A 1,189-nucleotide genomic window follows, 5' to 3' on the forward strand; every position below is an offset into this window, starting at 1 on the left:
GGACCCCAACTCCGCTGCCCGCGCCTGGCCAGAAGTCATCCGAGGTGGGAGATCGGTCGTCTGCAGGACCGAACGGCGTTACGAGTTCCGCGGAACCGAAGAAGCGTGGCTCACGACCCTGCCGGCGCGGCAGCCTCCATGTGCATGCGGGGAGATTCCTCGGCCGAGAGCTGGGTTCCGTCGGCCGCGACCGCGACCAGGACGAAGTCCATCGTCTCGTTGCCGAGGTAGGGCCAGCGGAAACTGGTCGCATTGGCCGGTATATCGACGCCCATGTACTCCAGGAACCATGCGTCCCGGTCCGCGGCGGCCTCGTGCCACAGACCGTTGCGCAGTTCGTAGTGGTCGACGTCGGCCGAGGCGCTCGGGGTCCAGGTGAAGTCGTAGCGGTTGCCGTTCGCCACGCCGGTCAGGTCTGTGGCGGGAGCGGGCCCGGCCGGGGCAAGGACGGCGACGGCGTTGCTGGGCAGGGCCCGGTCCTTTGCCGTCTGGTAGGGCTCCACCGCGAAGTAGTTCGTGGCGCCCAGGACGACATCGGCGCGGCAGGTGAAGCGGAGGTGGTCGCCTTCCTGTACGTGGGTGACGGACGTGCAGGTCTGCGCGGGCGTGGTCTCCTCGCGTGTCGGGGTGCCGACACCGCGCAGGAGGTGGACGGTCAGGATGGTGTCCAGGGGCAGGGACCACTGAAGGAGTGCCTGGTTGTGTCCCGCGTAGACGGCAGTGACGTCGGTGGCACGGGCCTCCCACACGGCCTGGCCGTTGACCTCGTCCGTGCCGGCGGCCGGAGCGACATTGCCGTCCGCGTCGTAGGCCTCGACGCGATACCAGGGAGAGTAGCCCGTCCGGTAGTCGCTCACGGAGGTGCCGGTCGTGGTGGCGACCACGGTCCACTCCTGCGAACTGGGCAGCCGTCGAAGCACGCGGTAGCGGACCGCGTCGGCCACGGGCTTCCAGCTGATCACGAAGCTTTCACGGTCGCGGTCGGAACCCATGGCCACGGTGGCCGTCACCTTGGCCGGCGGAGTCTTGTCGACGGTGGTGACGAAGTGGTCGGCGCTGCCGGTGGAGACGTTGCCCGCCTTGTCGTAGGCGCGGACCTCGTAGAGGCTCCGACGACCGGGATCTCGCCGCCGTCCGTCACCTGCGGCTGCTTGGCCTTCGTCTGGGGTCGCTTCTTGGCCAACGTGGG

The 1,189-nt window shown here is 69.0% G+C and carries 1 pseudogene; it reads right to left on the reverse strand.

The annotated features are described in order from the left end of the window. Nucleotides 1-110 precede the first annotated feature (110 nt). Nucleotides 111-1,189 (reverse strand): annotated as a pseudogene (locus tag ACWEBX_RS41125) (hypothetical protein); the annotation flags it as partial.

This window comes from Streptomyces sp. NPDC005070 (genome assembly GCF_053600395.1).